A 24872-nucleotide genomic window follows, 5' to 3' on the forward strand; every position below is an offset into this window, starting at 1 on the left:
GCGTCAGGGCAGGACGTCTGCGTCCTGCAAGGCCGACATGACGGTCTGCTCGATCGCACGCTGGCCCCGCGGGGTGGGGTGGACGTCGTCCTCCTGCATCCACTCGGGGTGACCGGCGAGGGGCTGGCCGACATCGATGAAGGTTCCCCCCACCTTGTCGACGGCGTCCTTGAGGGCGTCGGAGGTGACTTTCGTGTCGCCGGGGACCTCGGGGTCATCGTTCCAGATGGTGCTGAGGCCGACGATGCGCGCATCGGGAGCGGCTGCGCGCAACTGGTCCACGGTGTCCGCGGTGTCCGTGCGGATCTCGTCTTCGTCTTCCCAGAAGTCGTTGCTCGAGGACTCGACGATGAGCAGCTGCGGCTGAAGGGCGGCGACCGCGGGCATGAGGCCGGCATAGGTCGTGCCGCAATCGCCCTGGACGACGAAGCCCATGCCCGGGCAGGCCAGGTTCGTGAGCCAGACATGAGCTCGCCCGGCGAGAAGCGTCGGCCAGGCCTGCTGCGGCTCCAAGCCGAAGCCCGACATGAGGGAGTCTCCGAGGGTCACCACGCGCAGCGGCGTCGAGGAGGTCGACGAGGGCGAGGGACTGGCCTCGAGGATGGGCGCGGCGAACGTGGGGGCGGCTGCGGGCTGAGGAAGACCGGATGCGCAGCCGACGAGCGTCGCGAGGACGCCCGCGGAGAGGGCTGTCAGCGCGGCCACCCTGATCCGGCGTCCGAAGGTCATGACGCGATCCTAGGAGTGTCCACCTATGAACGAGCGCCGAGGTTCGCTCCCTAGACGCGCAGGGCCGCGAGATGCTCGCGCAGGGTAGGGCCTCCGCGGAACTCGCGAATGAGGTGCCGGACGACCTCGCGCAGATCGCCGTCGGCGGCCTGTGCCACCGCGATCTGGCGCGCTGAGCTGCCGCCCGTGGCCAGGATCGTCTCGAGACTCGCGAACTCCTTCGCGCCCTTCAGCTCGAGAGCGACGTCGGCGAGCTCGTCCATGGTCTCGCGCAGGTGATCGACGACGGGGCGCTGCGTGCCCTCACGATCGACGATCACTCGCGCATCGAGGCCGTACCGGGCTGCGCGCCACTTGTTCTCGCGGGCGTACCAGGGCGGGATCCCGGGCAGCTCTCGCCCCTCGTCGAGCAACCGCGAGAAGTGCTCGACCAGCGTCTGCGCGAGAGAGGCGACCGCGGCCAGCTCCGGGAGGGTCGACATCCCATCGCAGGCGCGGATCTCGACGGTGCCCCACTTGGGCGCCGGTCGGATGTCCCAGCGCACTTCGCTGGCATCCGCCATCACCCCGGTGCGGACCATGTCGTCGAGGTAGCTCTCGAAGTCCCCCCAGGACTCCAGCTGCCAGGGGAGACCTGCGGTCGGCAGCTGCTGGAAGACGAGGGCGCGATTCGAGGCGTAGCCGGTGCGCTCGCCCGCCCAGAACGGACTGGATGCCGACAGCGCCTGGAGATGGGGGAGGTACACGGTCAACGCGTTGACGATCGGCACGACCTTCTCGACGTCGTCGACGCCGATGTGTACGTGGATGCCCCAGATCATCATGTTGCGCCCCCACCACTGGGTGCGTTCGATGAGGGAGTGGTACCGCGTCTTGTCGGTGACCTCCTGGTCGAACCACTGCGCGAAAGGGTGGCTGCCGGCGCACAGGAGCTCGACGCCGCGCGGCTCGGTCTCTTCGCGCACCGCGCAGATGGCGTCGGCGATGTCGTCGACGGCCTCGGCGACGGTGTGGCCGACGCCGCTGGTCACCTCGACGGTGTTGGTCAGCAGTTCGCCCGTGACGGTGAAGCGCTCGAGGGCGGTCTTCTCCTCGAGCTGGTCGAGGATCTCCGGTGCGCGGGGGACCAGGTCGCCCGTCTCGCGGTCGGCGAGCATGAGCTCCCACTCCAGACCCACGGACGAGCGTGTCGATGCAGCGAACGGCAGCCTCATGCGGCTCAGTCTGACACGGGGGTCGGATGCCGGGATCCTCCGCTACGCTCCGTGTCGCGGCGCGTCGCGTGTCACCGCGGGGTCCGGGGATCTGGCAGAATAGAGGGCTGGACCCGCCACTCGACCCTCTATCCAGTGTCGGTCCACCCTTTTGAGCTTCCGCCGGGTGTGCACCCCACTCTCCAGGCGTTCGGTTCGTTCCTTTTTCATCATTTGGAGTCATCGTGGCTGTCAAGATCCGTCTCAAGCGCCTCGGAAAGATCCGTGCGCCCTACTACCGCATCGTCGTCGCCGACTCGCGCACCAAGCGCGATGGTCGTGTCATCGAGGAGATCGGCAAGTACCACCCGACCGAGGAGCCCTCGTTCATCGAGGTCGACTCGGAGCGCGCGCAGTACTGGCTCTCCGTGGGCGCCCAGCCCACCGAGCAGGTTGCCGCCATCCTCAAGCTCACGGGCGACTGGGGCAAGTTCAAGGGCGACAAGAACGCCGTCTCGACCGTCAAGGTGCGCGAGCCCAAGGCCGCGTTCGAGGCGGATGCCTCGAAGAAGTCGGTCGTCAAGCCCAAGGCCGAGAAGAAGGCCGAAGCTCCCGCCGAGGCGCCCGCTGAGGACGCCGCCGAGACCTCGGCCGAGTAATTCCCGTGCTGTCTGCCGCGCTCGAACACGTCGTCAAGGGGATCGTCGATCACCCGGATGCCGTGACCATCCGTTCCAGCTCCTCGCCTCGCGGTGACGTGCTGGAGGTTCGCGTGCACCCCGATGACCGGGGTCGCGTGATCGGGCGCGGCGGACGCACCGCCAAAGCACTGCGCACGCTCGTGTCGGCTCTCGCCGACGGACGCCGTGTGCGCGTCGATGTCGCCGACGACTGATGGCGAACGGCGACATTGCGGGCGCTCAGCCCGCCAAGACCCAGCTCCGCGTCGGCCGCCTCGTCAAGGCCCACGGCCTGAAGGGCGCGTTCAAGCTCGAGCTGTACACCGACGATCCCGACGGCCGTTTCACGCCGGGGAGCACCTTCACCCTGCAGGTTCCCGAATCCTCGCCGTGGCACGGCCGAGAGCTGACGGTCCGTGAGTTCCGATGGATGAACTCGCACCCGGTCGCCTTCTTCGAGGGTGTCGACGACCGCAACGCCGCAGAAGAGCTCGTCAAGGCGATCCTCTGGATCGACCAGGACTCCGAGGCCGCCCCCGCTGAAGACGACGCCTGGTACGACCACCAGCTGGTCGGTCTGGATGTCGTGCGCGACGGGGCCGTCATCGGTCGGGTCGCGCGTGTCGACCACTTCCCGGCTCAGGACCTCCTCATCGTCCGCATGGTCGGCGAGGACCGCGAGGTGCTCGTCCCCTTCGTCGGTGCCATCGTGCCCGAGGTCGACATCACCGGTGGCCGTATCGTCGTCACGCCCCCCGCGGGATTGTTCGAGGAGCTCCCGGCCGAGGCCGGCGACGAGCCCGAGCCCGCCTCGGTGTCGGACGACTCCGACGACGAGAACACCGATACCTCCGAGGACTGACGTGCGCATCGACGTCGTCTCGATCTTCCCGACGATCTTCGACGCTCTCGAGGTCTCGCTGCTCGGCAAGGCCCGGCAGAGCGGGCTGCTCGACGTGCGCATCCGGGATCTACGCGCGTACACGCACGACCGACACCGCACGGTCGACGACACCCCCTACGGTGGCGGTGCCGGCATGGTGATGAAACCCGAGCCCTGGGGCGAGGCCCTCGATGACGTGACGCGCGACGCCGAGTCTCGCCCTGTCATCATCTTCCCCTCGCCCGCGGGCGAACGGTTCACGCAGGCGACAGCCCGCGAGCTTTCCACCGCACCGCACCTCGTGTTCGGTTGCGGGCGATACGAAGGCATCGACGAGCGCGTCTTCGATTACGCGGCCGAACTCGGTGACGTGCGCCTGATATCGCTCGGCGACTACGTGCTGAACGGCGGTGAGGTCGCCGTCATGGCGATGGTCGAAGCGATCGGGCGCCTCATTCCCGGTGTCGTCGGCAACCCCGAGAGCCTGGTCGAGGAGTCGCACGAGGACGGCCTCCTCGAATACCCCTCGTTCACCAAGCCGGCCGCGTGGCGCGGGCGCGAGGTGCCTCCCGTTCTTCTCAGCGGCAACCACGGCGCTGTGGCTACCTGGCGGCGTGAGCAGCAGATGCAGCGCACCCGCGAGCGTCGACCCGACCTGCTCGCCGACTGACGCTCGTCGCCGCGCCGCGCCGCGCCGCGCCGCGGCATGCGGGATCTGCGGCTCTGTCTGACGTTCGCCGAGCCCCCGGGTCGGCGTGCTCTCGCATTCTCCGCGGTGCAGCCGGAGAAGAGCGAGCGGTTCTTCGGAGGTTCGCCGCCGCAGGACGGGCCGGACATGACGGATGCCGCGACCTCGAGGCCGCGGCATCCGGAGACGTTCTTCAGTCGACGCCGAGGAACGAGCGGTCGGTGAGCACGATCGGGCCCTCGGCCGTGATCGCCACCGTGTGCTCGGAATGCGCGCCGCGCGAGCCGTCGGCGCTGCGAAGCGTCCACCCGTCCGGGTCGGTGACGAGTTCATCGGTGGTCTGCAGGAACCAGGGCTCGAGGGCGAGGACGAGACCCGCGCGCAGGGGGTAGCCGCGTCCGGCCTTGCCGTCGTTGGCGACGTGGGGGTCGCCGTGCATGGTGCGGCCGACACCGTGACCGCCGAAGTCGAGGTTGATGCTGAGGTCGTCCGCGTGCGCGACGGAGGCGATCGCGGCGGAGATGTCGCCGATCTTGTGCCCGACGGTCGCCGCCTCGATCGCCGCGGCGAGAGCGCGCTGGGTCGTGTCGATGAGTGCGAGGTCCTCGTCGCGCGCGGTACCCACGACGAATGAGACGGCCGAGTCGGCGACCCAGCCGTCCACCGATGCGGCGAAGTCGAGCGACACGAGGTCGCCGTCTCGCAGCGTGTAGTCGTGGGGGAGCCCGTGCAGCACGGCGTCGTTGATCGAGGTGCAGAGCACCTTGCCGAAGGGGCTCGCGCCGAACGAGGGGTGGTAATCGATGTAGCAAGACTCGGCCCCCGCCGAGCGGATCATCTCGTGCGCGCGACGGTCCAGCTGCAGGAGGTTCGTTCCCACCTTCGTCTCGGCACGCAGCGTGGCCAGCACCTCCGCGACGAAGCGTCCGGCGGGGCGCATCGCGTCGATCTCGGCCGGGGTGCGCAGTTCGATCATGGGTGGTTCCTCTCGCGTCGAACCTCCATTCTCCCCGATGCGCGAGGAGGCCGCCCGACCGGACGTCGCCATAGGTTTCTCAGAGGCGAAGCACATGGTGGAGCCCTAGCATCAGGTCATGGCGCTGCGAAGACTGTTCCTCCACTGGCTGTTCCCGGCCGCTTTCGTTCTGCCGCTGTGGTTGTTCGTCGGGTGGATCGTGTTCTCCGGGGGCAGCGCTTGGGGGCTGTTGTGGCTCTTCGTCGCGGTGCCGGCCGTGTTCATCTCGCAGCTCGTGCTGTCGTTGCTGATCCGTGCGCGCGGCAGCGTGCGTGAGAATCGCGCGGTGTCGTGGCGGGATCTGGCCGGTCTCGGAATCTGGCACGTCGTGATCGTCGCCCTCGGGCTGTTCGACTCCCGCGTCTTCTTCCCTCTGCTCGTGCTGTCGATCGTGGGCGCGCTCGTGTTGTTCTGGTCGACGCTCGCGCAGTTGTGGAGCGAGGCGCGCGGCGCGATGACCGTGCTGCACACGCCCGACGGTACGGCCTACATCCCGCCCGCGCGCGAGCGTACGACCCGGCCGACGGATGCCGAGGTCATCGTCGTGACCGAGTCCCGTCGCGCCGAGTGACGCGCGACTCCCGGACCCCGTCAGGCGGATCGTTTTGGCTGGTCGGCCCCGGCGTGGCAGAATGGTCGATTGTGCCCTGACCGGCTCTGCCTCAGGGGAGTCAGCCGCTCTCGCGGCTTCGGGTACGCCTCACCTTTTCCCTCTTATCGTGCGATCGACCTGTGGCGGTCGCAGGAAGTGATGATCATGCAGATCCTCGACTCCGTCGACGCGGCTTCGCTCCGCTCCGACATTCCCACCTTCGGCCCCGGCGACACCGTCAAGGTCCACGTCAACATCACCGAAGGCAACCGTTCGCGTATCCAGGTGTTCCAGGGCGTCGTCATCGGCCGCTCGGGCGACGGCGTTCGCGAGACCTTCTGCGTCCGCAAGGTCAGCTTCCAGGTCGGCGTCGAGCGCACCTTCCCGGTTCACAGCCCCGTGATCGACCACATCGAGGTCGTCACGCGCGGTGACGTGCGTCGCGCCAAGCTGTACTACCTGCGCAGCCTGCGTGGCAAGAAGGCGAAGATCAAGGAGAAGCGCGACCGCTGAGTCCGCTCTCTCGAACGCCCCGTGGGTCTCACCCCCGGGGCGTTCGGCGTTCTCACGGCGAGACCGGTCACGGGGCGGGTCCGTGATGTGCGACCCTGGTTCCTGCGGTTCGGTCGGTGTGCGTCGGACCCGGTGAAGGAACACATGAGCGATCAGACCGCCTCGACCTCGGATGCCGTGGCATCCCGCCCCGCCGGACGACGTCGACGCGGATGGGGAGCGTTCTTACGCGACCTCCTCGTGATCGTGCTGATCGCGCTCGTGGTGTCGTTCCTCGTCAAGACGTTCGTCGTGCGCTCGTTCTACATCCCGTCGGCGTCGATGGAGAACACGCTGATGATCAAGGACCGCATCCTCGTGGACGAGTTGACTCCGCGTTTCGGTCAGTACTCGCGGGGTGACGTCGTCGTGTTCCGCGATCCGGGCGGGTGGCTGCCCCCGAGCCCCTCCGAGCAGCGGTCGCCGGTCGTCGAGGGCGCGGACTGGGTGCTCTCTCTCTTCGGCCTGTCCGCTCCGGACAGCGACGACCACCTCATCAAGCGGGTCATCGGCACCGCGGGCGACCACGTGGTCTGCTGCAATGCCCTGGGGCAGACGACCGTCAACGGCGTGCCCATCGACGAGAGCTACGTGCGTCTCGCCCCCGGCGCCACCGCCCCCGAGCCCGTTCCGTACGACATCACGGTGCCCGACGGTTCGCTCTGGGTGCTCGGCGACAACCGCAACAGCTCGCGCGATTCGCGCTTCAATCAGGACCAGCCGGGGCAGGGCTTCGTTCCCGTCGACAACGTCGTGGGTCGTGCCTTCCTCATCACCTGGCCGTTCACGCGCTTCGGTCTGATCGACTTCCACCACGAGGTGTTCGCGGGGGTTCCCGCGCCGGCGGCGAAGTGATCGAACCCACTCTCACCCTCGAGCGTCGCCTGCTCAAGGAGCACGCGATCGTCATCGCGTGCGACGAGGTCGGGCGCGGAGCCCTGGCGGGTCCCGTCGCGGTGGGGGCCGCGGTGATCGATCCGACGCGATCGCGCAAGAGGGTGCCTCAAGGGCTGCGGGATTCCAAGCTCGTGCCCGAGGCGCGTCGCCCCGACGTCGCCGCGCGCGCGGCAGCCTTCGTGCAGCACAGCGCCGTCGGATGGGCGAGCTCGGTCGAGGTCGACGAGATCGGCATCATCCGGGCACTGGGGCTGGCCGCGGTCCGCGCCATTGCCGATCTGCGCGCGCACGGCGTCGTGCCCGAACACGCCGTGGTGATCCTCGACGGCAACCACGACTACATCACGCCCGCGGGGGAGTCCGGTCTGACCGTGCGTCCGATCATCAAGGCCGACCGTGACTGCGCGAGCGCCGCCGCGGCATCCGTCATCGCCAAGGTCGCCCGCGACACGCTGATGACGGGCTTGCACGACGACCATCCGGCGTACGGGTGGGCTCGGAACAAGGGATACGCGAGCCTCGACCATCGCGACGCGATCACCGCGTACGGCATGAGCGTGCACCACCGGCACTCCTGGGCGATCGCCGCCGCCCCGACGCTCTTCTGACTCTCGTGAACGTCGCCCGCGGGACTCGCCCGAGCGAGACCACCGTGCGGCCGGGATGACGGCGCCCGCCTAGGATGGAACAACCATGGATGACGACGTCTTCGAGGACTACGACCGCGAACTCGAGCTGGCCCTGTACCGCGAGTACCGCGATGTCGTGCGCCAATTCACCTATGTGATCGAGACCGAGCGCCGGTTCTATCTCGCGAACGACGTCAACGTCGTCCGCCGCGACACCGAGCACGACTTCTACTTCGAGATCTCGATGACGGACGTCTGGGTGTGGGACATCTATCGCGCGGACCGGTTCGTGAAGTCGGTGCGCGTGCTCACCTTCAAAGACGTCAACGTCGAGGAGCTCTCGCGCCACGACTTCCAGCTTCCGGACGAGCTCTCTCTCGACAACTGAGACTCCTCCACAGAGGGGCGGTTCACGCCGCTGTCCCCGGATAGCCGTTCGCGTGCCGCGGGCCGGGTGAGACGGATGCCACGCTCTCGGGCATGGCAACGAAAGACGAGCTCGGCAGGGCCGGCGAAGACCGCGCCGCCGCGTACCTGACGGACGACGGCTACCGCATCCTCTCGCGCAACTGGCGGTGCGCTCACGGCGAGATCGACATCGTCGCGGTGCGCGGCGAGACGCTGGTGGTGGTCGAGGTCAAGACCCGGCGGACCGAGGACTACGGTCATCCCTTCGAGGCGATCGACGCCCGCAAGGCGCAGCGTCTGTGGCGCCTGGCGATGGCGTGGCTCGCGGCCCACCCGGACGAGGCGCGAGGCCGGAGGCTCCGGGTCGATGCGATCGGTCTGGTCGGGGCCGATCCCGCGCACGCTCGCCTCGAGCACCTCGAGGACGCGTTGTGACCCTCGCGCGCACCTGGGCCGTCGCTCTGTCGGGGCTGCGCGGAGACCTCGTCGAGGTCGAGGCCGACGTGTCGTCGCAGACCCCGGAGTTCTCGATCATCGGGCTCGCCGACAAGGCCCTGGGCGAGGCCGGACGGCGCGTGCGCGGCGCCTGCACGAACCGCGGTCTCGACCTGCCGAAGCGGCGGATCACCGTCAACCTCTCTCCGGCGAGTCTGCCCAAGCGCGGGTCGGGCTTCGACGTGGCCATCGCCGTCGCCGCTCTCGCCACGTCGGTGCGGATGGATGCCGCACGCGTCGCAGAGACCGTGCACATCGGCGAGCTCGGGCTCGACGGCCGTCTCCGACCCGTTCCCGGAGTGCTGCCCGCGGTGGTCGCGGCGCAGCGGGCGGGACACCGGCAGGTGGTGGTTCCGGCGGCGAACGCCGCGGAGGCCGGACTCATCGACGGCGTCGAGGTGTTCGCGGCCGGCTGCCTCGCCGAAGTGGTGCGGTGGCACGGCGGGAACAGCGATGCCGTCGACCTCGAGCCGGTCTCGGCACCGGCGACGGGCGCGGAGGAAGACGAGTGTCTCGAGCTCGCCGACGTCGTCGGGCAGAGGGATGCGGTCGACGCGCTGGTGGTCGCCGCCGCGGGTGGGCACCACCTGTTGATGAGCGGACCCCCGGGTGCGGGGAAGACCATGCTGGCGCGACGGCTCCCCGGCATCCTGCCGCCCTTGGACGACGAGGCAGCGCTGTCGGTCGCTTCGATCCGCTCATTGTCGGGCGAGGCTGTGACGCGTCTGTCGCGGACGCCTCCGTTCGAGAGCCCTCACCACGGGGCGACCGCCGCGGCGTTGATCGGCGGCGGATCGGGCGTCGTGCGCCCGGGGGCCATCGCCCGCGCGAGTGAGGGGGTGTTGTTTCTCGACGAGGGCGGCGAGTTTCCGGCATCCGTTCTCGACGCCCTCCGGCAACCGCTCGAGAGCGGTGTGATCCAGGTGCACCGGTCCGGGGTCTCCGCGACGTATCCGGCGCGGTTCCAGCTCGTCGTGGCGACGAACCCCTGTCCCTGCGGTCAGTACGGGGTAGCGGGCGGTTCGTGCGAGTGCGCTCCGCAGGCGATCCGGCGATACACGCGGCGTCTCTCCGGCCCGCTTCTTGACCGCATCGACATCGACCTGCGGCTGCAACGTGTGTCGACCGCCCGTCACGAGGGCAGCGCGCGATCGATGTCGTCCGAGGAGGCACGCGCCATCGTGGCGCGTGCGCGTGCGCGCGCCGCGCAGAGATGGGCGCAGACGCCCTGGCGCCGAAACGCCGACGTCCCGGGGACGTGGCTGCGCGGACCCGCGGCTCCTTCGCCCGATGTGCTGCGGCCCCTCGACACGGCCCTGCGTCGCGGTGCCCTGACCTTGCGCGGGTACGACCGGCTGCTGCGCGTTGCCTGGACGGTCGCCGATATCGCCGGTCACGACGCGCTTCGATCCGAAGACGTCGGTCGCGCTCTGTTTCTGCGCCGGGGAGCGGTCGCGTGACGGCGTTCGTCGTCGATCCCGGGCAGGCTCGCCGGGCGCTCGCGGGGCTCAGAGAGACCGACGAGGAGGTCGAGGAGGCCTACGCCCGGGCCGTCTGGAGCGTCCTCGCCGAACCGGGCGACGGATCGGCGGGTGCGCTCATCGCGACGCACGGGGCAGTGGAGGCCCTACGCGTCGCCACCGAGACGCAGGACGCGCAGTTCCGGGCCGCGAGAGCGCGCTGGCTTCCGCGCCTGCAGCCGGAGGCCATCGCCGCGGTGCTCGACGCCGCTCGTCGCGCGGGCGCCTCGCTCGTCGTGCCGGGGGACGACCGTTGGCCTACGCGGCTCGACGACCTCGGCGATCACGCGCCGGCGGCTCTCTGGCGTCGTGGGGGAGATGTGGCGAGCGATCGTCCCGCCGTCGCGCTGGTGGGTGCTCGGGCGTCCACGGCCTACGGCGAGGGCGTGGCGGCCGACCTCGCCGCGGAACTGTCGGCCGCCGGCGTCGTCGTCGTCTCGGGTGCGGCCTACGGGATCGACGGGGCGGCCCATCGCGCCGCGTTGTCGACGGGGGGTAAGACGCTCGCCTTCCTCGCCGGGGGTGTGGACCGCGCTTATCCCCGCGGGCACGAGAGCCTGCTGTCGAGGATCGCAAGCGAGGGCGCGGTGTGGAGTGAGACGCCCTGCGGTGCGGCACCCACCAAGTGGAGGTTCCTCGCGAGGAACCGTCTGATCGCGGCGATAGCCGATGCGGTCGTGGTCGTCGAGGCCGGCTGGCGGAGCGGCTCGCTCAACACAGCCGCTCACGCAGCGAGCCTCGGCCGCGCGCTCGGTGCGGTACCCGGGCCCGTCACGAGCGCCGCCTCCGCGGGATGCCACCGGATCCTCCGCGAGTTCGGCGGGGTGTGCGTGACGTCGTCGGCGGACGTTCTCGAGATGATCGGGACGCACGTGCAGGAGCCGCAGAACCCGACGGATCGAACGGACGAGACGACGAGGGTGATCGACGCGCTCTCCCCGCGCGCGGCTCGTTCGACGGTCGAGATCGCACGCCGGAGCGGGTTGTCGGTCGATGAAGCGGGCGTGCTCCTCGGCTTCGCCGAGCTCGAGGGCAGAGTCCGCCGCGATGACGACGGTCTCTGGACGGCGGCGCGCTCGCGGGGGGAGCGATGAACGAGATCTCGCGCGTCGTCGAACCATCGAGGGCGATCGGCGGGCAGTCTGGATGAATGCACCTGACGGAAGCCGTGGAGGGATACCTGGCCCATCTGTCCGACGTGCGTCGGCTTTCCGTCGCGACGGTGCGGTCGTATCGGTCCGACCTCGCCCACCTCGCCTCGGCCCTGGGCGACCGAGTCCTGGCGGACGTCGATGTCGAAGACCTGCGTGAGTGGCAGTGGCAGGCCGCGAAATCGGGGCAGTCGAAGGCGACCGCGGCGCGTCGGGCGTCGACGGTCAGAGGGTTCTTCGCGTGGGCGGTCGAGGAGGAAATCGTCGCCTCTGATCCCTCGCAGCGGCTCGTGTCACCCAAACGCGGACGAACGCTTCCCGTGGTGGCCACGGCGGATGCGATGGAGCGCGTGCTCGCCGCCACCGCCGAGCACGCGGCCGGCGGAGATCCGGTCGCCCTCCGCGATCATGCCCTGCTCGAACTGCTGTACGGCTCCGGCGCTCGTGTGTCCGAGGTGTGCGCGCTGGACCTCGACGACGTCGATCACGAGCGACGGACCGTCCTGCTGCGAGGTAAGGGCGACAAGGACCGAGTGGTCCCGTTCGGGCTCCCCGCGGCTCGTGCGCTGGAGGCCTATCTCGTGCGAGCACGTCCGGCACTGCGGGCTCGTGCGTTGGAAGCCTCCACGACTCCCGACGCGGGGGGCGACGGTGCCGCGACGCGGGGCCCGAACGGTCGCGGAAAGACGCGCGAGGTGGCCCCTGGCGCTGGTCGCGCCGTCTTCCTCGGCGCGAGAGGGGCCCGGCTCGGGCCGCGGGCCGTTCACACGCTCGTCACGAGGACGGTCGCGCCGAGCGTCGGCACGGAGGTGCTCGGCCCCCACGCCCTCCGCCACTCTGCGGCGACCCACCTGCTCGACGGCGGGGCGGATCTGCGCGCCGTGCAGGAGATCCTCGGCCACGCGAGCTTGGGCACGACCCAGATCTACACGCATGTCTCGGCCGAGCGTCTGCGCGAGGCCTACCGTCTCGCCCACCCCCGAGCCTGACAGACGGGGTCTCGCGCGGTGTCTTCCGCGTACTCGGCCCGCGCAGCTCGGCAGCGCGCTCGCGTCGACGGCGCCTCGCGTGCGCACGTGCGCCCCACCCCTTAGCGTGGACTCGTGGACCTTCACCGTCTAGCGCCCGCCGCGATCGGCGTGATCGGCCTCGCCGTCGCGCTCAGCGCCTGCAGCCTGACACCCGAGCCGGTCGAGACCCGTCTGCCTCCCGGACTCGCCGTCTCGAGCCCGCCGCCCGCTGCGGCGGTTCCGTCTCCGTCCGTCGTGACGGCGTCTCCCGTGCCGGCCCAGATCGGTGTCTCGACCAGTCCTCCCGGGGACGCTCCGGCTGACGCGCTTTCGTGCGGCGACGGCGGCAGCCAGTCGGTGTCAGGGGCCGAGCAGACCGTCCGCATCGTCGGCACCTGCTCCGAACTCACCGTGTCGGGCTCCGCCCTCTCGGTCGACGCTTCGGCGGCATCCATCCGCACCCTCCGCATCTCAGGAGACCGCGCTCGAGTGGATGCCGCGGCGATCGACGTGCTCGTCCTCCAGGGCAACGACGGTTCTGTCCGCGCCGCCGGAGCCATCGGCAGCATCGATCTGAGCGGAGATCGCTCGACGGTCGACGCGGGAGGCGCGGTCTCGTCCGTCACCGTCCGCGGTCAGGACAACGTCATCCGCGCCACGGGGGGAGTGGGCCCGCAGACGGTCGAGGGCCGGGGCAACCAGATCGGCTGAGCGCGGCTCAGCAGCATGGCAGGAGCACGGCCCGCGGTACCCCACCCAGCAGCCTCAGAGGGTTGACGTAGTCGCTCTGGAACCGGACGCCGAAGTGGACGGTGCCGGGCGTCGCGTGACCGCCCGCGGAGACCCTGCCCACGAGCGCTGCCCGCGCGACCGTGTCGCCCACGGCGAGCTCGGTGACGACCGGCTCGAAAGTCGTCACGAGCCCGCCCCCGTGGTCGATCGTGAGGATGTCGCGACCGGCGACCATCCCGACGAAGGCGATCCGTCCATCTGCGGGGGATCGAACCGCGTCGGCGCGCAGATCGATGCCGCGGTGCCCCGGACCGTACGCGTGCGCGGGGGCGACGAACGCTCGAGTCACCTGCGCGGGTGTCGCCGGCCACACCCATCCGAGATGGGCGAGCGGATCGGTTTCCGCGGCCTCTGCTCGTGGCGGTACGAGCACGACCGCGATCAGGACGACCAGGCCCAGAGAGCGAAGCAATGTCGAAAACATCCCGGAAGTCTTCCGCGCTCCGCGTTCCGGCCGCGGGCGGGGAGGTGCCACCGGGGAGAGTCCGCGCCCCGCACGCGGCTGGGGAGGAGCAGTCCTGTATGCTGGACCCTGCATCTCGCTCGTCGAGATGACTCCGCGTGCCCACAGCGCAACGCGACGCCCCTCGGGGTGGCGCACCGCGCGGCATCCACACCCCATGGTCCTCCGCTTCGGCGGTCGGCGGGTGTGCGCCGGGCACCAGGCTCGTCAGACGGACCGTCCGACGCGAACAACCACAACCACGGCGCGAAAGCGCCCAGAAACAGGAGTACGACCATGGCCGTCGTCACCATCCGCCAGCTGCTCGACAGCGGCGTTCACTTCGGACACCAGACCCGCCGGTGGAACCCGAAGGTGAAGCGCTTCATCCTGACCGAGCGCTCGGGCATCCACATCATCGACCTGCAGCAGTCGCTCGGGTACATCGACAAGGCGTACGAGTTCGTCAAGGAGACCGTCGCGCACGGCGGCACCATCCTCTTCGTCGGCACCAAGAAGCAGGCGCAGGAAGTCCTCGCCGAGCAGGCGACCCGCGTGGGCCAGCCCTACGTGAACCAGCGCTGGCTCGGTGGCCTCCTCACCAACTTCCAGACGGTGTCGAAGCGCCTCGCCCGCATGAAGGAGCTCGAGGAGCTCGACTACGAGAACCCGGCCGAGAGCGGCTTCACCAAGAAGGAGCTGCTGCTCAAGAAGCGCGAGCTCGACAAGCTGCACAAGTCGCTCGGTGGTATCCGCAACCTGCAGAAGACCCCGTCGGCCATCTGGGTCGTCGACGCCAAGCGCGAGCACCTCGCGGTCGACGAGGCCAAGAAGCTCGGCATCCCCGTGATCGGCATCCTCGACACGAACGCCGACCCCGACGAGTTCCAGTACCCGATCCCCGGTAACGACGACGCGATCCGCTCCGTGAGCCTGCTCACGCGCATCATCGCCGACGCCGCCGCCGAGGGCCTGATCCAGCGTCACCAGCCCGCCGGCGAGGAAGAGGTTGCCGAGCCCCTCGCCGAGTGGGAGCGCGAGCTTCTCGAGGCGCCCGCCGAGTCGACCGAGGCTCCCGCCGCCGAGTCGACCGAGGCGCCCGTCGCCGAGTCGGCCGAGGCTCCGGCCGCCGAGTCGACCGAGGCCGCCGACGCCGAAGCCACCGACAGCAAGTAAGCCGCGAGGCAATCCGTTCGTCTACGTGTGAACGGTGCGTCACCCGCACAGGCTACGATCCGGCGGGGTCGTGACAGCTCCCTCTTCGCAGGGCAGCGGCACGGCCCCGCCGGGCTCACATCGAGAACGAAAACGACAAGGAGACGCCACACCATGGCAAACTTCACGATCGCCGACATCAAGGCGCTGCGCGAGCAGCTCGGCACGGGCATGGTCGACACGAAGAAGGCGCTCGAAGAGGCTGACGGCGACGTCGAGAAGGCCGTCGAGATCCTGCGCCTCAAGGGCGCCAAGGGCAACGCCAAGCGCGCCGACCGTTCGACCAGCGAGGGCCTCGTCGCCGCTCGCGAGAACGACGGTTCCGTGACGCTGCTCGAGCTCGCCTGCGAGACCGACTTCGTCGCCAAGAACGAGCGCTTCATCGCGCTGGCCGACAAGGTCGTCGACGCGGCCGCCGCCGCCGGTGCCGACTCGGTCGAGGCCGCCCTGGCCGCCGACGCCGACGGCAAGACCGTCGAGCAGCTCATCTCGGACGAGGCCGCGATCATCGGCGAGAAGGTCGAGCTCCGTCGCGTGCGCACCATCTCGGGCGACAAGTTCGAGGTCTACCTGCACAAGACCAGCAAGGACCTGCCCCCGCAGGTCGGCGTGGTCCTCGCCTACTCGGGCGACGACGCCGAGACCGCTCGCTCGATCGCGCAGCACATCTCGTTCGCGAACCCCTCGTACCTCACTCGCGACGCCGTGCCCGAGGCCGACGTCGAGAAGGAGCGCGAGATCGTCACCGAGATCTCCCGCAACGAGGGCAAGCCCGAGGCCGCGCTGCCGAAGATCGTCGAGGGACGCGTCAACGCGTTCTTCAAGCAGGTCTCGCTGCTCGACCAGGACTACGCGAAGGACAACAAGCTGTCCGTCGCCAAGGTCGCGTCCGACGCCGGTCTCACGCTGACCGACTTCGCCCGCTTCAAGGTCGGCGCGTAACCCTTAGACAGGCTCAGGGCCCGTCATGAGGCCCGGGATGCCACGGCATCCCGGGCCTTTTCCCTGCCCGCTACCCATATCGGATCCGTCGTATCGGTCGCAGGTGCGGGGAGATAGTTTGTTCAAGACGAGAGGACATCACACGTGATCGATGAATCCACCAAGCGCCGCCGAGTACTGCTGAAGCTGTCGGGGGAGGCGTTCGGCGGCGGCCAACTGGGCGTGAATCCCGACGTCGTGGGACAGATCGCCCGCGAGATCGCCGAGGCGGTGGACCGCGTCGACATCGCCATCGTCGTCGGCGGTGGGAACTTCTTCCGGGGTGCCGAGCTCAGCCAGCGCGGGATGGACCGCGGGCGTGCGGACTACATGGGCATGCTCGGCACGGTGATGAACTCCCTCGCACTGCAGGACTTCCTCGAGCAGGCCGGTGCCGCCACCCGCGTGCAGTCCGCCATCTCGATGACGCAGGTGGCGGAGCCCTACATCCCGCGCCGCGCGGTGCGTCATCTCGAGAAGGGCCGCGTCGTGATCTTCGGCGCGGGTGCGGGCCTTCCCTACTTCTCGACCGACACGGTCGCCGCCCAGCGCGCGTTGGAGATCGGCGCGACCGAGGTCCTCGTCGCCAAGAACGGCGTCGACGGCGTCTACACCGCCGACCCGAACGTGGATCCGGATGCGACCAAGCTCGACCACGTCACCTACGGTGATGCGCTGCAGAAGGGACTCAAGGTCGTGGACTCCACCGCGTTCAGCCTCTGCATGGACAACGGTATGGACATGCGCGTGTTCGGCATGGAGCCCGCGGGGAACGTCACGCGGGCCCTGCTCGGCGAGACGATCGGCACGCTCGTCACCGCATGACGCGCCGCGCGAGCCCGGGGAGCCGGGCTCGCGCGCGACTAGACTAATCAGTCAGTCCCAACGAATGGAGTCACCGTGATTTCCGATGTCCTCGCCGATGCCGGAGCGCGTATGGATCGCGCCGTGGAGGCCGCCAAGGAAGACTTCGCGACGGTCCGTACCGGGCGCGCGAACCCCCAGATGTTCCAGAAGGTGATGGTCGACTACTACGGGTCGCCCACCCCTCTCGCCCAGCTGGCTTCGCTGAACAACCCCGAGGCACGCACTCTCGTCATCAACCCGTACGACAAGTCGGCGTTGAAGGCCATCGAGCAGGCCATCCGCGACATGCCGAACCTCGGGGTCAACCCGACCAACGACGGCACGATCGTGCGCGTCACGATGCCCGAGCTCACCCAGGACCGCCGCAAGGAGTACGTGAAGATCGTGCGCGGCAAGGGCGAGGACGCCAAGGTGCAGGTGCGCAACCTCCGCCGCAAGGCCAAGGACGACCTCGACGCGCTGAAGAGCGACGTCGGAGAAGACGAACTCGTTCGCGCCGAGAAAGAGCTCGACGCGGTCACGCGCACGCACGTCGACCTGATCGACGAGGCGCTCAAGCGCAAAGAGGCAGAGCTCCTCGAGGTCTGACACCCATGCCCGACGCCCCCGAAATCGGCGAAGGCGAGCCGGTCCACCCGACCGCCTCGCCTCGCCGGCTCGATCCGGCGCGCCGTTCGCCGAACACGGGCGAGGGCGTGAACGCGATCGAGTCGCAGCTGCGCGCCATGCGATCGGATGCCGAGCAGCACATCGCCAACGCCCGTGCGGAGTTCGATCAGGCGAATGAGCGGCTCAAACAGCGCACCGGCCGCGACCTCATCGTCGCGACCCTGATCGGTGTGGCCATCGGTGCGATCGTCGTCGCCTCGCTGATCTTCATCAAGTGGTTGTTCGTGCTGTTCGCCGCCGCCGCCATGGTGCTCGGCGTCCTGGAGTTCTCGCGGGCCCTGCAGGTGTCGGGTCGACGCGTCGATGTCGTTCCCCAGCTCGTCATGGGCTTCCTGCTGCTGCTCAGCGGATTCTTCCTCGGGCCATGGGTGCACTGGGTCGCGACCCTGGCGGCCGTCGTCGTGGTCATCGTGTGGCGGCTCACCGCGCAGATGTTCGCCTCCGACGGGCGCGCGCACATCGAGGTCATCGGCGACGTGCTGGTCGCGAGCTTCGTTCAGCTGTACGTGCCGTTCCTCACGAGCGTCGCGATGATCCTGCTCGCACAGCCCCGCGGCGAGTGGTGGGTGCTCGCGTTCCTGATCCTTGCGGTGGCTGCCGATACCGGGGCCTACGTCTCGGGCCTGACGTTCGGCCGGGGTGGGCGGCATCCGATGGCCCCTCGCATCAGTCCGAAGAAGACCTGGGAGGGCTTCGCGGGCGCGTGCGTCGCCGCTCTCCTCGCCGGTGCCCTGCTCGCTGCCTTCATGCTGCAGGTGCCGTGGTGGGCCGGGCTCATCTTCGGTGCCGTCGTACTCGCGACGGCGACAGTCGGCGATCTCGGCGAGTCGATGCTCAAGCGCGATCTGGGAATCAAGGACATGAGCTCGTGGCTCCCCGGTCACGGGGGAGTGCTCGACCGGCTCGATTCGATTCTTCCGTCGGCGACCGCTGCCCTCGTGATGTTCTATCTGCTCGCCCCGTTGGGAGTGTCATGACCGAGACGCCGATCCACGACACCGCGGCCGCGACACCGTTCCCGACGACCTCGGGTCGCACCAAGGGGTACGAGAAGCGTGCCGTGGACGTGTTCCTGGCCCGTGCCCGTGAAGCCTTCGAGGCCGATGATCTGGGTGCGTTGCGTTCGTCCGAGGTGCGCGCCGCCGCGTTCCCGCTCGTCAAGGGCGGGTACCGGGTGGAAGTGGTCGACGCCGCCCTCGGGCGCGTCGAAGACGCCTTCGCCGCGCGCGAGCGCGAGTACGCCCTGTCTCGTCTCGGTGCCCGCGCCTGGGTCGCCGAAACCCGCGACACGGCGCAGGTGGTCCTCGACCGACTCCGTCGACCGCGCGGTTCGCGATTCGACCGTGTGGGTGTTCTCCGTTACGGCTACCGCGTGGACGAGGTCGACGTCGTCGCGGAGCGTGTCGCGCGCTATCTCGCCGCGGGTGATCCGGTGACGCCCGAGCAGGTCCGCTCCGTCGCCTTCCGGATGCAGCGGGGCGGGTATCGCGAGACGCAGGTCGATGCGGTGCTCGACGCGGTCGTCGAAGTGATGCTCGCTGTCGGATGACTCCCGCGCGTGGCATCCTCGCTCGGGCCTCGGTAGAATCGGGCGCACTGTGACTTCTGGTTCGGAACTTTCGCGTGCATCCGCCTCCCGTGTCGCCCGCCGGGGCGCGTGGGTCGACGTGGTCCCGCCGACGCTCCCTCGTCGCTCCGGTCCGCGGTGGTCGCGTCGTCGTGGGGTGGTCGGCGTCTTCGGAGCCGCCGCCGCCGTTCTGTTCGTGGGAGCCTACGTGGGCCCCATGGGGGCCTCACTCCTGCCCGCGCAGGCCGAGGAGCCGCACACCGTCACGCTGTACGCCGAGGGCCTCGGCGATACGCAAGCCGTCTCGACCTCGGGAGAGAAGCAGGCTCCGCAGCTCGATCGCGCGAGCTACAACGTCTACGTGAAGCCCAAACCGACCCCGACGCCCACCCCGGCTCCGTCGCGCTCGAAAGACGCGGGCTCGGGTTCGTCGTCGGGCAACTCCGGCCCCGTGCTGTATTCCGGCGGCGGGGCTCCCGCCGAGTGGATGGCCGCAGCCGGCATCTCCGAAGCCGACATGGGCTACGTCGACTACATCGTCAGTCGCGAGAGCGGCTGGAACCCGAACGCGACGAACCGGTCGTCGGGAGCGTGCGGCCTGGTCCAGGCCCTGCCGTGCAGCAAGGTCCCCGGCAACGGCTACGACCCGGTCGACAACCTGCGTTGGGGAACCGGTTACGCCACCGGTCGCTACGGCGGCTGGGCCGGCGCGTACGCGTTCTGGACCGCCAACCACTGGTGGTGAGCGGCATCCATGCCCCGCTCCCGTAAGAGACGCCCCGATTCGTCGCGCAGCGACGACTCTCTCGACCGTTTGATCGCGGGGTGGAAGCGCACCGAGGTCAAACGCGGCGGCGAGTGGACGGTGCAGCCGATCTCTGCTGCCCAGGCGGTCAAGGACTACCTGTGTCCGGGCTGCGGTCGCACCGTCGAGGCCGGAACCGCTCATCTGGTCGTCTGGCGCGCCGATGGCGTTCTCGGAGACGCTGCCGACCTCGCCGCCCGGCGTCATTGGCACACGCACTGTTGGAGGATCGCCTGATGGAGATTCGCGGACCCGTTCTGCTGCCCGCCCGCCGTGAGGAGGTCGAGCTGCGCACGGTCGACGAGCTGACCCTCGTGGGCGAACTCGCTCTTCCCGCCGATGGCGAGCCGGTCGCGACCCTCGTCACTCTTCATCCGCTGCCCACCGCGGGCGGATTCATGGACTCGCACATCCTGCGCAAGGCCGCTGGCCGGCTTCCGGCGCTTGCGAACCTCGCCGTGCTGCGGTTCAACACCCGCGGCACCACGTCTGCGCGGGGAACGAGCGAGGGCGCCTTCGACGGGGGCGCGAAGGAGTGCTTCGACGTGGCTGCGGCCGTCGACTTCGTGCGGGAGCGCGGTCTTCCGCGCCCCTGGCTCGTGGGGTGGTCGTTCGGCACCGAGCTCGCCCTGAAGTACGGACGCGATCACGACATCGAGGGCGTCATCCTGCTCTCACCCCCGCTGCACCGCGCGACGGCCGAAGAGGTCGGCGCCTGGGCGGGCGATGCACGCCGGATGGTCGTGCTGGTGCCCGAGTTCGACGACTACCTGCGTCCCGCCGAAGCCCGTGAGCGTTTCTCATCCGTTCCGGATGCCACCCTCATCGCGGTCGACGGCGGCAAGCATCTGTGGGTCGGCGAGACGCAGACGCGCCGCGTGCTGACCGAGATCGTCGCTGCGGTGAACCCCGACGCCCTGCCGTTGCCGACCGAGTGGGACGGCGAGCTCGGGGGCTGAGGATCAGCGCTCGTTCTGCCGCGGGATGATGACCTCGCGGTAGATGATGAGGATGCTCGCCGCCACCGGGATCGCGATGAGCGCGCCCAGCAGGTTCAGCAGCGCGCCGCCGGCCAGTGCCGAGATGACCACGACCGATCCCGGCACCGACACGGCGCGGTTCATGATGCGCGGGGAGATCACGTACGCCTCGATCTGCATGTAGACGAGGTAGTAGATCGCCGCGGCCACGATCGCCCAGGTGGGTGTGCCGAGGCCGGGGATGAGGCAGGTCAGGACGATGATCGTCGAACCCGTGAGCGTGCCGACGAGGGGGATCAGCGAGAAGAAGAACGCGATCACCGCGAGGACGGCGGGGAAGGGGGCGTTGATGATGGACAGGAAGATCGCGCTCAGCACGCCGTTGATGACGCCGAGGCTGACCTGTCCCATGACGTAGTAGCCGACGGAGTCGGTGATCTTCTCGGCCAACTCGATGAAACGAGCACGTTTCGACGCCGGAACCAGCTGATAGACGGCCGACTTCAGCGAGGGGGTGGATGCCGTGAAGTAGATCGTGAGGATCAGCACGATGAAGGCGCCGCCGAGGCCGGCCGCGACCGCGCCGCCGATGGTCAGCAGACTGTTGCCGATCATGGTGGAGATGCTTCCGACATCCAGCGTCGAGAACCAGTGCTGGATACCCGCCCAGACCTCGTCGATCTTGAGCCAGGGGAGCGTCTGCGACACCCAGGTCTGCACGTCGGTGACGATCTCGTTCCATCGGCCGGGCTGCAGCAGCTGCTCGATCTGCGTGACGAGCTGGGCGATCTGGCTGACGATGATGGGCACGACCATGAAGATGATGCCGGCGAAGACGCCGAGCACCGCCAGGATCGTGACGAGCACGGCCGCCCAGCGGGGGAGCCCGCGACGCTCGAGGAACGAGACCACGGGGTCCAGGCCCAGGGAGAGGAACAGCGCCGTTCCGACGTACAGCAGGATCGTCGAGAGGTTCTGCACGCTGCCGATGAGCAGCAGGCCGACTCCCACGCCGAGGGTGGCGAGCAGAGCGACCCGGAAGGGGTTGTGGATCTTCATGCCGAACGACTCCCGCATCAGCCGGGCAGGTGCGCCCGTGTCGTCAGGATACTGAGCCGACAGCCGTCCGAGCGCGCGACGGGCCTTGCCGAGAACTTTCAGGCACCCTCGGATAGTCTGAAATGTCGATTCGGTGGCGCCCGAGCCACCGGTGGGGATGGTGTGAAGCGTGAGATTCGTCTGGGCCGTGGTGGCATTCGTCATCGCTGCGGCCATGATCGGTGCCGGTATCGCTCAAAGGACCGTGTTCCACGGACCCTCGGAGACCTCGGCGAACGTGCAGACCGAGGGATCGACGGCGTTCACGTTGATCGACGGAGCGGTGCTGAACAGCGTCCCGGGTGCGCAGACGCTGCGCGTCCAGGGCGACGGCGCCGTGTTCGCTTCGTACGGGCGCACCGCCGATGTGAAGGCGTGGCTCGCCGACGTCGCGTACACCTCCGTCACGCTCGACGGCGAGGGAACGGTGCAGACCTCCGAGGTCGAGCCGACGGTGACACCCGCCTCCGGCGCCGCGACGACCGGACGCTCTCCCGTGGACTCCGATCTCTGGCTCGATGAGTTCGAGCAGACCGGGTCGCTGTCGACCACCCTGCAGCTCCCGCGCGACATGAGCGTCCTCGTCGCCTCCGACGGGACCGCCCCGGCGCCCGCGAACATCAGCCTCACCTGGCCGATCGACGATTCCACGCCGTGGGCCGGTCCCCTCATCGTCGGCGGTGGGATCGTCCTGTTGATCGGCCTGATTCTCTACCTGCTGGGCATCCGCCATGTGCGTCGCCAGCGTCGTCCGCGCCGCAAGGGCCTGCCGCTGCCCGTGACCGAGCCGATCTCGACGATCGGCGCGGATGGCGAGAGCAAGGGGGTCGTGACCCAGAGCCCCGGGCGCCGGGCAGGCGCGCGCGTACGCGGCGCCCTCGGTGGTCGTCGTGCGCTGGTGGCCGTGCCGGCTCTGGGCGTGTCGGTGGCCCTTCTCGCGGGCTGCTCCGCCGATGCCTGGCCGCAGCTCGCCGCGACGGATTCGCCGAGCCCCACACCCACGGTGATCGTCCCGGAGGGACAGTTCCCGCCCGCGGTGACCGAGGCTCAGGCCCAGCGCATCGTCTCGAAGGTCTCGTCGACCGTTGCCCAGGCGGACGCCTCGCTCGATGCGAACGTGGTCGCCGAGCGCCTCTCGGGTCCCGCCCTGGCCGAGCGCCAGACCAACTACAAGCTGCGCGCCGCGATCGCCGATCGTCCGGCTCTGCCCGCGATTCCCGCGGAGCCCGTGCAGATCGTCCTCCCGCAGACCACGGGAACGTGGCCCCGCACCCTGATGACGGTGGTGGAGTCGGCGGATGCCGCGACCCCGACGACCACGATCATGATGATGACGCAGCAGACGCCGTGGGAGGAGTACAAGGCCTCCTACGTCGGCAATCTCGAAGCCTCCACCAACCTCCCCGAGCTGGCGGCTCCGTATGTGGGCGCGACCCAGGTCCCGCCGGACTCCTCGTTCCTGGTGATGGCGCCCGAGAAGGTCGCCGCGGCCTACGCCGACGTCATCAACAACGGTCAGAACAGCGCTTCGTTCGCGAAGTTCGACACGGCCAACGATCTCCTGCTGTCCGCGATCCTGGACAACAAGACCAAGCGCACCGACGAGCTGAACCAGACCGGTGCGGGAACGGCGGAGATCAGCTTCTCGGCTTCGGCGGGAGCGGCTACTCCGATCGCGCTGGCCACGCTCGACACGGGTGCCATCGTCGCCGTCAACGTGTACGAGAGCGACACGGCGAAGCCCACGAACAAAGACGCCGTGATCAAGCTGGACAACAACCCCGCGGTCAAGGCCCTCACCGGTGTCGACCAGTCCGCGACAGGCTTCACCACGACATACTCCGACCAGGTCTTCTTCTACGTGCCCAGCCAGGGCTCCGATGACCAGATCCGCCTGCTCGGCTACCGATCCAGCCTCCTCGAAGCGAAGGTGTCCCCGTGAGCACTCCCGCCCCCGGTTCCGTGATGCGCGGTGCCGTCGACCTCTCGTCGCTGCGTAACCGTCCGCAGCCGCCCGCCGCTCCCGCAGCCGGCGCCCCCGCCGCGCCGGCGGACGCGGTCGGCGCCCTGCCGCTCGTGTTCGACGTGACCGACGAGACGTTCGGCGAGGTGCTCGAGCTCTCGCGCACCGTGCCGGTGGTCATCGACCTGTGGGCCGAGTGGTGCGGACCGTGCAAGCAGCTCAGCCCCGTCCTCGAGAAAGTCGTCACCGAGCTCGCCGGTCGACTCGTGCTGGCCAAGGTCGACGTCGATGCGAACCCGCAGCTCGCGCAGGGCTTCCGGGCGCAGTCGATTCCGATGGTGCTCGCCCTCGTCGCCGGTCAACCGGTTCCCCTCTTCACCGGCGCCGTGCCCGAGCAGCAGGTGCGCGACGTGTTCGCCCAGCTCCTGCAGCTCGCCGCCCAGCACGGTGTCACCGGAACCGTGCCGGTCGAGGGGAGCTCCGCCCCCGACGCCCCCGTTGCCGAGCCGGAGCTGCCCCCGCTGCATGCCGAGGCCTTCGCCGCCATCGAAGAGGGCGACTACGCGCGCGCGATCCGCGCCTACGAGCAGGCCCTCGCCGAGAACCCCCGCGATGCCGATGCCCGCGCAGGTCTCGGACAGGTCCGCCTTCTCGATCGCGTCCAGGGTGCCGACCTCCAGGCGGCACGCGCTGCCGCGGCCGCGGATCCGAAGGGTCTCGAGGCGCAGTTCCTCGTCGCAGACCTCGATGTCGTGGGCGGTCACGTCGACGACGCCTTCGGCCGCCTGCTCGACCTTTTCGCCGCTCTGCCGACCGACGAGCGCGCTCCGGTTCGCGAGCGCCTGCTCGACCTCTTCGGGCTCGTCGGCGACGACGACGCCCGCGTCATCCGCGCGCGCTCGCGTCTGGCGTCGCTGCTCTTCTGACGCCGGACGATCCGCGGCCCCGCCCTCCCGCAGGAGGACGGGGCCGTTCGTCGTTCGCGAAGGTGCACGCGTGACAGACCCCGGGCACCGGGACGCGGCATGCGGTCCAGTACCCGGGGTCTGTC

The 24872-nt window shown here is 69.4% G+C and carries 30 protein-coding genes; 25 read left to right on the plus strand and 5 right to left on the minus strand.

Features of this window, described 5'->3' with window-relative positions:
* Window positions 1-3: 3 nt before the first annotated feature.
* Together OVA17_RS13725 and OVA17_RS13730 are read right to left on the minus strand one after the other, a co-directional pair.
* Window positions 4-729: an SGNH/GDSL hydrolase family protein gene (locus tag OVA17_RS13725; protein ID WP_267787105.1), complete on the minus strand. Its 726-nt coding sequence runs from the start codon at window positions 727-729 to the stop codon at window positions 4-6.
* Window positions 730-779: 50 nt separating this feature from the next.
* Entirely contained in the window at window positions 780-1943 is a 1164-nt protein-coding gene (locus OVA17_RS13730) for a glutamate--cysteine ligase (protein ID WP_267787106.1), read from the minus strand.
* Window positions 1944-2167: 224 nt separating this feature from the next.
* On the opposite strand from OVA17_RS13730, the gene rpsP reads away from it, so the two are divergent.
* The 4 genes from rpsP to trmD are packed head-to-tail and all read left to right on the plus strand — an operon-like array spanning window position 2168 to window position 4155.
* Window positions 2168-2581, plus strand: a complete 414-nt coding sequence (gene rpsP, locus OVA17_RS13735; protein WP_056230889.1) for a 30S ribosomal protein S16 — start codon at window positions 2168-2170, stop codon at window positions 2579-2581.
* 5 nt (window positions 2582-2586) lie between these two features.
* Window positions 2587-2817 (plus strand): RNA-binding protein, encoded by a 231-nt coding sequence (locus OVA17_RS13740; protein WP_094736438.1) that lies wholly within the window; start codon window positions 2587-2589, stop codon window positions 2815-2817.
* A complete protein-coding gene (rimM, locus tag OVA17_RS13745) occupies window positions 2817-3464 on the plus strand; it encodes a ribosome maturation factor RimM (RefSeq protein ID WP_267787107.1) in 648 nt (215 codons plus the stop codon). Before OVA17_RS13740 ends, rimM begins: the two co-directional genes overlap by 1 nt.
* A 1-nt stretch (window position 3465) precedes the next feature.
* The gene (gene trmD, locus OVA17_RS13750) at window positions 3466-4155 is read left to right on the plus strand and encodes a tRNA (guanosine(37)-N1)-methyltransferase TrmD (protein WP_267787108.1); all 690 of its coding nucleotides are present in this window, start codon (window positions 3466-3468) and stop codon (window positions 4153-4155) included.
* A gap of 211 nt (window positions 4156-4366) precedes the next feature.
* Here the strand turns inward: trmD and map are convergent, their stop codons facing one another.
* Entirely contained in the window at window positions 4367-5149 is a 783-nt protein-coding gene (map, locus tag OVA17_RS13755; RefSeq protein ID WP_210074681.1) for a type I methionyl aminopeptidase, read from the minus strand.
* Between the two features lie 118 nt (window positions 5150-5267).
* Between map and OVA17_RS13760 the strand changes: the two genes are divergently transcribed.
* The 10 genes from OVA17_RS13760 (at window position 5268) to OVA17_RS13805 (ending at window position 13153) form a co-directional block, all read left to right on the plus strand.
* Window positions 5268-5759, plus strand: coding sequence for an MFS transporter permease (locus tag OVA17_RS13760; RefSeq protein ID WP_267787109.1), 492 nt, complete (start codon window positions 5268-5270; stop codon window positions 5757-5759).
* Between the two features lie 186 nt (window positions 5760-5945).
* Window positions 5946-6293, plus strand: a complete 348-nt coding sequence (gene rplS, locus OVA17_RS13765; RefSeq protein WP_267787110.1) for a 50S ribosomal protein L19 — start codon at window positions 5946-5948, stop codon at window positions 6291-6293.
* A gap of 144 nt (window positions 6294-6437) precedes the next feature.
* Window positions 6438-7187: a signal peptidase I gene (gene lepB / locus OVA17_RS13770; protein ID WP_267787111.1), complete on the plus strand. Its 750-nt coding sequence runs from the start codon at window positions 6438-6440 to the stop codon at window positions 7185-7187.
* Window positions 7184-7837 carry a ribonuclease HII gene (locus tag OVA17_RS13775; RefSeq protein ID WP_267787112.1) on the plus strand — a complete coding sequence of 218 codons (654 nt, stop codon included), beginning with the start codon at window positions 7184-7186 and terminating at the stop codon, window positions 7835-7837. The genes lepB and OVA17_RS13775 overlap by 4 nt, the downstream gene beginning before the upstream one ends.
* 85 nt (window positions 7838-7922) lie before the next feature.
* On the plus strand, window positions 7923-8246 hold the full coding sequence (locus tag OVA17_RS13780; RefSeq protein ID WP_055836674.1) for a DUF2469 family protein: 324 nt from the start codon (window positions 7923-7925) through the stop codon (window positions 8244-8246).
* A gap of 92 nt (window positions 8247-8338) precedes the next feature.
* On the plus strand, window positions 8339-8701 hold the full coding sequence (locus tag OVA17_RS13785) for a YraN family protein (protein WP_210074691.1): 363 nt from the start codon (window positions 8339-8341) through the stop codon (window positions 8699-8701).
* The gene (locus tag OVA17_RS13790; RefSeq protein WP_267787113.1) at window positions 8698-10221 is read left to right on the plus strand and encodes a YifB family Mg chelatase-like AAA ATPase; all 1524 of its coding nucleotides are present in this window, start codon (window positions 8698-8700) and stop codon (window positions 10219-10221) included. The genes OVA17_RS13785 and OVA17_RS13790 overlap by 4 nt, the downstream gene beginning before the upstream one ends.
* On the plus strand, window positions 10218-11375 hold the full coding sequence (dprA, locus tag OVA17_RS13795; RefSeq protein WP_267787114.1) for a DNA-processing protein DprA: 1158 nt from the start codon (window positions 10218-10220) through the stop codon (window positions 11373-11375). Before OVA17_RS13790 ends, dprA begins: the two co-directional genes overlap by 4 nt.
* Window positions 11376-11431: 56 nt before the next feature.
* The gene (locus OVA17_RS13800) at window positions 11432-12421 is read left to right on the plus strand and encodes a tyrosine recombinase XerC (protein WP_267787115.1); all 990 of its coding nucleotides are present in this window, start codon (window positions 11432-11434) and stop codon (window positions 12419-12421) included.
* Between the two features lie 114 nt (window positions 12422-12535).
* The gene (locus OVA17_RS13805) at window positions 12536-13153 is read left to right on the plus strand and encodes a DUF3060 domain-containing protein (protein WP_267787116.1); all 618 of its coding nucleotides are present in this window, start codon (window positions 12536-12538) and stop codon (window positions 13151-13153) included.
* Window positions 13154-13160: 7 nt separating this feature from the next.
* On the opposite strand, the gene OVA17_RS13810 is transcribed toward OVA17_RS13805, so the two are convergent.
* Window positions 13161-13658: a murein hydrolase activator EnvC family protein gene (locus tag OVA17_RS13810; RefSeq protein ID WP_267787117.1), complete on the minus strand. Its 498-nt coding sequence runs from the start codon at window positions 13656-13658 to the stop codon at window positions 13161-13163.
* A 315-nt stretch (window positions 13659-13973) separates the two neighbouring features.
* Between OVA17_RS13810 and rpsB the strand changes: the two genes are divergently transcribed.
* The 9 genes from rpsB to OVA17_RS13855 all read left to right on the plus strand — a co-directional run bounded on the left by rpsB (window position 13974) and on the right by OVA17_RS13855 (window position 20739).
* On the plus strand, window positions 13974-14852 hold the full coding sequence (rpsB, locus tag OVA17_RS13815; protein WP_267787118.1) for a 30S ribosomal protein S2: 879 nt from the start codon (window positions 13974-13976) through the stop codon (window positions 14850-14852).
* Window positions 14853-15005: 153 nt separating this feature from the next.
* Window positions 15006-15833, plus strand: coding sequence for a translation elongation factor Ts (tsf, locus tag OVA17_RS13820; protein ID WP_103208967.1), 828 nt, complete (start codon window positions 15006-15008; stop codon window positions 15831-15833).
* Between the two features lie 144 nt (window positions 15834-15977).
* On the plus strand, window positions 15978-16697 hold the full coding sequence (pyrH, locus tag OVA17_RS13825; RefSeq protein ID WP_210074706.1) for a UMP kinase: 720 nt from the start codon (window positions 15978-15980) through the stop codon (window positions 16695-16697).
* A gap of 75 nt (window positions 16698-16772) precedes the next feature.
* Window positions 16773-17327, plus strand: coding sequence for a ribosome recycling factor (gene frr / locus OVA17_RS13830; protein WP_210074708.1), 555 nt, complete (start codon window positions 16773-16775; stop codon window positions 17325-17327).
* A gap of 5 nt (window positions 17328-17332) precedes the next feature.
* Window positions 17333-18385 carry a phosphatidate cytidylyltransferase gene (locus OVA17_RS13835; protein ID WP_267787119.1) on the plus strand — a complete coding sequence of 351 codons (1053 nt, stop codon included), beginning with the start codon at window positions 17333-17335 and terminating at the stop codon, window positions 18383-18385.
* Window positions 18382-18957: a DivIVA domain-containing protein gene (locus tag OVA17_RS13840; RefSeq protein WP_210074711.1), complete on the plus strand. Its 576-nt coding sequence runs from the start codon at window positions 18382-18384 to the stop codon at window positions 18955-18957. Before OVA17_RS13835 ends, OVA17_RS13840 begins: the two co-directional genes overlap by 4 nt.
* A 235-nt stretch (window positions 18958-19192) precedes the next feature.
* Window positions 19193-19720 carry a transglycosylase SLT domain-containing protein gene (locus tag OVA17_RS13845; protein ID WP_267787120.1) on the plus strand — a complete coding sequence of 176 codons (528 nt, stop codon included), beginning with the start codon at window positions 19193-19195 and terminating at the stop codon, window positions 19718-19720.
* Window positions 19721-19729: 9 nt separating this feature from the next.
* A complete protein-coding gene (locus OVA17_RS13850; RefSeq protein ID WP_210074716.1) occupies window positions 19730-20017 on the plus strand; it encodes a hypothetical protein in 288 nt (95 codons plus the stop codon).
* Window positions 20017-20739, plus strand: coding sequence for an alpha/beta hydrolase (locus OVA17_RS13855; protein WP_210074718.1), 723 nt, complete (start codon window positions 20017-20019; stop codon window positions 20737-20739). Before OVA17_RS13850 ends, OVA17_RS13855 begins: the two co-directional genes overlap by 1 nt.
* A gap of 3 nt (window positions 20740-20742) precedes the next feature.
* Here the strand turns inward: OVA17_RS13855 and OVA17_RS13860 are convergent, their stop codons facing one another.
* Window positions 20743-21819: an AI-2E family transporter gene (locus OVA17_RS13860; RefSeq protein WP_210075358.1), complete on the minus strand. Its 1077-nt coding sequence runs from the start codon at window positions 21817-21819 to the stop codon at window positions 20743-20745.
* A gap of 169 nt (window positions 21820-21988) precedes the next feature.
* On the opposite strand from OVA17_RS13860, the gene OVA17_RS13865 reads away from it, so the two are divergent.
* Together OVA17_RS13865 and OVA17_RS13870 are read left to right on the plus strand one after the other, a co-directional pair.
* Window positions 21989-23800, plus strand: a complete 1812-nt coding sequence (locus OVA17_RS13865; protein ID WP_267787121.1) for a glycosyl transferase — start codon at window positions 21989-21991, stop codon at window positions 23798-23800.
* Window positions 23797-24747: a tetratricopeptide repeat protein gene (locus OVA17_RS13870; protein ID WP_210074722.1), complete on the plus strand. Its 951-nt coding sequence runs from the start codon at window positions 23797-23799 to the stop codon at window positions 24745-24747. The genes OVA17_RS13865 and OVA17_RS13870 overlap by 4 nt, the downstream gene beginning before the upstream one ends.
* Window positions 24748-24872 lie beyond the last annotated feature (125 nt).

This window comes from Microbacterium sp. SL75, from assembly GCF_026625865.1.
In the GTDB taxonomy this organism is placed as follows: domain Bacteria; phylum Actinomycetota; class Actinomycetes; order Actinomycetales; family Microbacteriaceae; genus Microbacterium.